Below are 7,114 nucleotides of genomic sequence, written 5' to 3'. Positions count from 1 at the left end.
GAATAATTGTCCCAGGCTGCGAAAACCAAAACATGGGAACAATCTCTCATTACCTCGGGATTCAGGGCTCCTTTTACCATTTGTTCTTTCAGTTCCTGATTTTCCACTACGATTACGCGGAAAGGCTGTAATCCGGAAGAGGTAGGCGCAAGTCTGGCTGCTTCCAGAATTTTATTCAAATCTTCTTCTGAAACTTTTTTGGTGGAATCATACGCTTTTACTGCGTGTCTCCATTTTAAATCTTCAATTAATGACATTGTATTTTTTTTAAATTTTACTATTTCGAGTTGCAAAGATAGTCAACAATTATATTGCACACAATCTAATTACGTGATAGATATTTTGAATCAATAATCAGGGACAAAAAAAACCGCCTAAGTAGTCAGGCGGTTTCTATTAATAGTTTATTTTCTTAATCCATTTTCTTGGCATCAGCAACAAATTGTGCTAAACCACTGTCGGTTAATGGGTGTTTAAGTAAATTTAAAATCGAAGCGAGGGGAGAAGTCACCACATCTGCACCAATTTTCGCACAGTTGATAATATGCATTGGTGAACGGATAGATGCTGCAAGAATTTCAGTATCGAACATATAATTATCAAAAATAATTCTGATTTCTTCGATTAAATTCATTCCATCAACTGAAATATCATCTAATCTACCCAAGAACGGAGAAACATAAGTTGCACCTGCTTTTGCAGCCAGTAACGCTTGTCCGGCAGAGAAAATCAAGGTACAATTGGTCTTAATGCCTTTGTTGGAGAAATATTTAAGTGCTTTCACGCCGTCTTTAATCATTGGGATTTTCACCACAATATTAGGATGGAGTGCTGCCAATTCTTCACCTTCTTTTATCATTTCTTCGTAAGTTGTGCTTAAAACTTCCGCAGAAATATCTCCATCAGCAATTTCGCAAATGGTTTTGTAATGGTTCAGAATCGCCTCTTTTCCGCTGATGCCTTCTTTTGCCATAAGCGATGGATTGGTGGTTACGCCATCTAAAATTCCCAAATCCTGGGCTTCTTTAATCTGCTCAAGATTGGCAGTGTCGATAAAAAATTTCATGTATTTATTTTTATTAGGTACTTTATTATGAGCTTATTTTGTCATGAAGATGGAGTAATAAACAGTTCAGCATCATCTTTTATAAATTTTCACAAAGATAACATATTAACCAGCAATATGGAAATGATAATTGGTTTTATAAAAGCATTAAACAAGCAAAGGCTCAGGCGTAAAAAAACCTTACGGTTTCGCGTAAGGTTTCTTATTATACAGGTTAAATTTTAAGTTTTCCGAAAGAATTTCTTTATGTTATCATCGAAATTCCTTCGTGCGACTCATGGTGTTTTAATGGCAGTGGCAGCCGGATTTCAGATTTTGCTGCCAGGGCAATCATTTTCATAATAAATTCTTTTGATTTTGATTCTACTCTGGACATGTTTTCGAATGAAAAAACATGTACGGCGCCGGCGTTTTTCAAAATTGTTCTTGCTTTTTCAAGCTTTTCAGCATTTTTAGAAAATATTCCGGCAACTAAATTTTCTGATTTTTTTCTCAGCACTTTTACCGGTTTATTCGCATATATGCCGAAACAAGAACCTAAATACGCGTTTAACAGGTTTTTCCTGTCATCTGACAATTCTTTGCAGGCTAATTTAAGATTTTTCAATCCTGTTTTTTTGAGGATTTTTGCTGCGTTTACTGCCTCATCACAACTTGAAAATAGTCCTACAACTGTTGTTTTCATTTTACTTGTATTTGTTAATTGATATTTGCTATTACAAATATATGCGTAACATAGTTTTTAAAAAACCGTGATGTAACCCTTTTTTATATCAGTGTTTTTAGGATGTGTTCACGTTTTTAAACAAAAATCCCGCGTTGTTGCGGGATTTTCTTTAAGATGGAATTAGGGTTTATTTAAATTCGCTCATTTTTAATTTCCTCAACAATTTCCGGATTCAGCAGGGTAGAGGTATCGCCAAAATTCGCGAAATCGCCTTCTGCAATTTTTCTTAAAATCCTTCTCATAATTTTACCGGAACGGGTTTTAGGCAAGGCTGATACAAACTGAATTTTATCGAGTTTCGCAATTGGTCCGATCGTATCACTGATGACCTGGTTAATTTCCTTACGAAGATTATCCCGGTCGCGGCTTTCGCCGGTATCTTTAAGAATCACATAGCCATAGAGTGCGCTGCCTTTGATATCGTGCGGATAACCCACAATCGCAGACTCTGCAACAGCCGGATGCTGATTAATACTGTCTTCAATTGGAGCCGTTCCCAGATTATGCCCGGAAACGATAATCACGTCATCTACGCGTCCTGTTATTCTGTAATAGCCTACTTCATCACGCAAAGCACCGTCACCGGTGAAATATTTCCCCGGAAACGCGGTAAAATAGGTTTCTTTATATCGCTGGTGGTCGCCCCAGATCGTTCTGGCAATTCCCGGCCACGGAAAACGGATGCAAAGATTGCCGTCTACCTGGTTGCCAGTGATTTCATTGCGTTTGTCATCCATCAGAACAGGCTGAATTCCCGGTAGCGGAAGTGTTGCATAGGTCGGTTTTGTGGGGGTTACAAAAGGCAGCGGCGAAATCATTATACCTCCGGTTTCTGTTTGCCACCAGGTATCTACAATCGGGCATTTTTTCTTCCCGACATGATCGTTGTACCAATGCCAGGCTTCATCATTGATCGGCTCTCCTACGGAACCGATAACCCTTAAACTCGAAAGGTCATGTTTTTCAACCCATTCATACGATTCCTTAGCAAGCGAACGGATCGCGGTAGGAGCCGTGTAAAACTGTGTCACTTTATGCTTATCTATAACTTCCCAGAAACGATCGGGTTCGGGGTAAGTGGGAACACCTTCAAAAATAACCGTCGTTGCGCCGTTTGCCAGCGGGCCGTAGAGAATGTATGAATGTCCTGTGATCCAGCCAATATCTGCCGTACACCAATAAATATCATTTTCTCTGTAATTGAATACATTTTTGAAAGTATAAGCCGTATAAACCATATATCCGGCAGTGGTGTGGAGCATTCCTTTTGGTTTCCCTGTGGAACCCGAAGTATAAAGAATAAACAGCGGATCTTCAGCGTCCATAATAACAGAAATAAAATCTGCCGGTGCTTTTTCGTAAAGCGGTTCAAGCCAAAAGTCGCGTCCTTCCTTCATCTTCACTTCGCCGCCGGTTCTTTTTACTACCAAAACTTTTTCTACTGTGGGACAGTTTTCTACTGCTTCGTCGATGATTCCTTTAAGATCGATGGCTTTATTGCCTCGGTAACTTCCATCCGAACAAATGATAAGTTTCGCTGCACAATCGTTAACACGTGAACTCACCGCAGAAGCCGAAAATCCGGCAAAAATAACGGAATGCACCGCACCCAGTCTTGCACAGGCCAACATTGTTACCGCCAATTCCGGAATCATCGGAAGGTAAATACATACGCGGTCGCCTTTCTGGATTCCCAGATCACGCAGCACGTTAGCCATTTTGCAGACCCTGTCCCGCAGTTCGTTATAAGAAATATGCTGGGCTTCTTCTTTCGGATCGTTAGGTTCCCAGATAATCGCGGTTTTCTCGCCGCGGATACTCAGATGCCGGTCAATACAATTTTTGGTGATGTTGAGTTTGGCGTTTTTAAACCATTTGATTTTTGCTTCCTGCATGTCATATTCCACCACTTTGCTCCAACGCTGGTACCAGACAAAGTTTTCATCGGCAATTTTATCCCAGAATTTCTTCGGGTTTTTTATCGATTTCTTATACTGCTTGAAATAATCCGGAAGATCATCAATGAAATAATTTTTCATAATATTCTTAATTTTTTTTGTTTTACTGTTTTTTTTGAAGCCGGGAACCTGCTGTCCGCTCATACTCCTCGCGGCCGGGTTTGACCATTGCATGCTGCGGGGTAACCGCTTCCATCAGGGCTAGGGCGCTGTTATCTTTCCCAGGTTTCGGTTTTTGATTTAAATTTTATCTCTTTTATACACATTCATCATTTCCTGTAATTCCTCTACAATGCTTTCATCATCAATTGTCGAAGGCATTTGGTATTCTTTACCGTCGAGCATCGTTCTGATGAGTTTCCTTAAAATTTTACCGGAACGGGTTTTCGGAAGCCGGTTGACTACCATTGCATTTTTCAGACAGGCCACAGCACCAATTTTTTCACGCACGAGGGCAACAATATCTTTTTCTAGTTGGTCCTGATCTGCCTTGGAACCAGATTTTAAAACCGCGATGGCAAACGGAACCTGACCTTTCAAATCATCATCAATTCCAACCACGCAGCATTCGGCGACATCTTTATGGGCGGCGACCACTTCTTCCATTTCAGCGGTAGAAAGGCGGTGTCCGGCAACATTAATCACATCATCAACCCTTCCGGTAACGAAAACGTAGCCGTCTTCATCCATAATTGCACCGTCGCCCGAGAAATAATAGCCCGGAAATTTCGACAGATATCCAAATTTAAACCGTTCCGGATCGCCCCAGATTCCCGTTAATGCACCGGGCGCCAGCGGGAGTTTAATGACCAGGTATCCTTCATGATGGGCTTCAAGTTCGTACCCTTCTTCACTGAAGATTTTAATATCGTAGCCGGGAATTGGCTTTCCGGCAGAGGCTCTCTTGATTTTTACGTCTTCCACACCCGGCATCAGTCCCAGCATCGGCCATCCGGATTCGGTTTGCCACCAATGGTCAATAGCTGGTACACCGACGAATTCTTCATACCAGTCGAGGGTGGCAACATCGCATCGTTCGCCTGCCAGAAACTGGGTTCTCAGCGACGATAAATCATATTTCTTTATAAATTCGCCTTCAGGATCTTCTTTTTTAATGGCTCTGATGGCCGTAGGCGCTGTAAACATCACCGAAACCTTATGCTCCTCGATTACACGCCAGAAGGTTCCTGCATCCGGCGTTCCAATGGGTTTTCCTTCAAAAATAACAGTGGTGTTTCTGTTAATCAGTGGGGCATAAACCGAGAAACTGTGACCAACCGCCCAACCGATATCGGAAGCTGCCCAAAAAGTTTCGCCTTCGTTAGCGCCGTATATATTTTTGATCGCAAATTTCATCGCTACGGCATGTCCGCCGTTATCGCGTACCACACCTTTGGGCTTTCCTGTAGTTCCGGAGGTGTACAGGATGTAGAGCGGGTGGGTGGATTCTACTGGAACACAGTCAACCGGCTGCGAATTGGCGATAAGTTCTTCGAAATCAATTAAATTATTCTCGGTTCCAAAATGGATTCTGTTGCCCAGAAGTTTGCGGTCGTAAACCACGATGTGTTCCGGTTTGTATTCTGAAATTGAAACAGCTTCGCGCACAAAAGGCAGATAAGGAATCCGGCGCGAAACTTCCATCCCCGAACTTGCGGTAATAATGGCTTTAGGATTGCAGTCGTCGATTCTGATCGCCAGTTCGGTAGGGGCAAAGCCGCCAAAAACCACGGAATGCGTAACGCCCAGTCTTGCGCAGGCCAGCATAGCGAAAACCGACTGTGGAATCATGGGCATGTAAATAATCGCGGTGTCGCCTTTCTGTAAGCCTAAATTCTGCAGTCCTCCCGCAAATTTTGCCACCTGGTCGCGAACTTCGCTGTAGGTGTATTTTATGATTCGGGAAGTTACCGGAGAATCATAAATAAGGGCCACCTGATCACCGAAACCGTCGTTAATATGTTTATCTAAAGCAAGATAACAGGTGTTGAGTTCACCATCTGTAAACCAGGTTGGGTAACTTTGGCCATCGTCGGTGAGGATTTGGGTTGGTTTTTTTAACCATTCAATATTTTCTGCCTGTTCTGCCCAAAATTTCTCTTTATTTTCCACGCTTTCGCGGAACATTTTGTGCGCTTTCATATCTTAAGTTTTATTTGATTAAATTTTCTACCTGTTCGCTAAGTTTTTTAATAGAGTAGGGTTTTGTTACATAGGCATCAGCGCCCATTTCCAAACCTTTGGCAATATCAGCTTCTCCGGTTTTGGCGGAAAGAAAAATCACTTTGATATTGCGGTACGCCTCATTTTTACGGATTTCTGCAAGAGTGCTGTATCCGTCGACATTCGGCATCATGATATCAAGCAGAATAATATCGGGAATATGGGTTTTTAGGATTTCCAGGACTTCGGAACCGTCTCTGGCGATGAAAACTTCGTAGCCAGCTTTCCGGAAGGCATATTCCAGGGTCATGATGATTTTATGTTCGTCGTCTGCAATTAATATCTTTTTCATGTAGTTTCATTTTTAGTGGGCAAAAAAATCTCAAACGTAACACCGATTTCTTTGTTTTTGGCTTCGATATTACCGCCATGGGCACTGATGATTCTCTTACATATGGCAAGTCCAAGTCCACTGCCTAAAGGTTTTCTCAGATTCTGGTTCTTGCTCTGGTAAAATTTCTCGAATACATACTGCAAATCTTCCGTTGGAATTGTTTTGCCGGTATTAAAGATTGAGATTTTCAGCATGCCATCTTTTTCCTGAAATTTGGTCTGAATCATTCCCTGTTCATTGGCGAATTTCAGCGCATTACCCAGGATATTCTGAAAAACCTGAATCATTTTCATTTCATCATATTCAAAAATCTCATTCTTCAGTAAATTGACTTCCGAGTGATGAAGATGTTTTTGCTCAAAAAGTTGCAGCAAAGGCTTCAAAGCTTTATGGTAAGTCTCGGTAATGTTTTTTTCTGCAAGGTTAAGGGGCGTGGTTCCGGCCTCGAGTTTATCCAGAAAAAGAATATCGTTGATGATTTCTGCCAGGCGGTCGCTTTCGGAAATAATGTTGCCGAGGAAATCTTTTTTAATCTCCGCTGGCATTTCGTCATCATCCAGCAGCAGCTCGCTCGTCGCGCGGATCGCTGTGATAGGCGTTCGTAATTCGTGCGCAACAGAATCGAGGAAATCGTCTTTCTGTTTGTCTTTAATAACTAGTGTTTCGTTCGCGTTCTGCAATTCTTCCGAAAGTTTTCTGAGCTGCTGCGAATGCTCGGTGAGCTGCTTGTTCATTGAGATGTTTTCTTTCGATTCTTCCAGAATTTTCAAAACTTCGGGCAGTGTAATTTTATCTTCTTTTGTAAC

Annotated in this window: 7 protein-coding genes; all 7 read right to left on the bottom strand. The window is 41.8% G+C overall.

The genetic code is table 11. The features are described 5' to 3' along the window. Positions 1–257, bottom strand: a 257-nt coding sequence (locus tag V5N63_RS10760) for a nitroreductase family protein (protein ID WP_332033942.1), incomplete at its 3' end; no start/stop codon positions are given. A 155-nt stretch (positions 258–412) separates the two neighbouring features. Beyond that, positions 413–1,066 (bottom strand): fructose-6-phosphate aldolase, encoded by a 654-nt coding sequence (gene fsa / locus V5N63_RS10755; RefSeq protein ID WP_088468968.1) that lies wholly within the window; start codon positions 1,064–1,066, stop codon positions 413–415. 244 nt (positions 1,067–1,310) lie between these two features. Further along, a complete protein-coding gene (locus tag V5N63_RS10750; RefSeq protein ID WP_332033941.1) occupies positions 1,311–1,751 on the bottom strand; it encodes a hypothetical protein in 441 nt (146 codons plus the stop codon). Positions 1,752–1,924: 173 nt separating this feature from the next. Continuing rightward, positions 1,925–3,895 carry an acetate--CoA ligase gene (gene acs / locus V5N63_RS10745; RefSeq protein WP_332033940.1) on the bottom strand — a complete coding sequence of 657 codons (1,971 nt, stop codon included), beginning with the start codon at positions 3,893–3,895 and terminating at the stop codon, positions 1,925–1,927. Positions 3,896–3,991: 96 nt separating this feature from the next. Beyond that, entirely contained in the window at positions 3,992–5,893 is a 1,902-nt protein-coding gene (locus tag V5N63_RS10740; RefSeq protein ID WP_332033939.1) for an AMP-binding protein, read from the bottom strand. Positions 5,894–5,903: 10 nt separating this feature from the next. Next, positions 5,904–6,266, bottom strand: coding sequence for a response regulator transcription factor (locus tag V5N63_RS10735; RefSeq protein ID WP_332033938.1), 363 nt, complete (start codon positions 6,264–6,266; stop codon positions 5,904–5,906). Continuing rightward, on the bottom strand, positions 6,263–7,114 hold an 852-nt coding region (locus tag V5N63_RS10730; protein WP_332033937.1), incomplete at its 5' end, for a sensor histidine kinase. The genes V5N63_RS10730 and V5N63_RS10735, both read right to left, overlap by 4 nt.

It is taken from the genome of Kaistella sp., from assembly GCF_032060305.1.
In the GTDB taxonomy this organism is placed as follows: domain Bacteria; phylum Bacteroidota; class Bacteroidia; order Flavobacteriales; family Weeksellaceae; genus Kaistella; species Kaistella yananensis.
This window is presented reverse-complemented; position numbering and strand designations above follow the sequence as displayed.

What these genes read in the sequence shown, in the direction of transcription:
- fsa (WP_088468968.1), bottom strand. Translation starts at nt 1,066, where the DNA reads ATGAAATTTTTTATCGACACTGCCAATCTTGAGCAGATTAAAGAAGCC.
- V5N63_RS10750 (WP_332033941.1), bottom strand. Translation starts at nt 1,751, where the DNA reads ATGAAAACAACAGTTGTAGGACTATTTTCAAGTTGTGATGAGGCAGTA.
- acs (WP_332033940.1), bottom strand. Translation starts at nt 3,895, where the DNA reads ATGAGCGGACAGCAGGTTCCCGGCTTCAAAAAAAACAGTAAAACAAAA.
- V5N63_RS10740 (WP_332033939.1), bottom strand. Translation starts at nt 5,893, where the DNA reads ATGAAAGCGCACAAAATGTTCCGCGAAAGCGTGGAAAATAAAGAGAAA.
- V5N63_RS10735 (WP_332033938.1), bottom strand. Translation starts at nt 6,266, where the DNA reads ATGAAAAAGATATTAATTGCAGACGACGAACATAAAATCATCATGACC.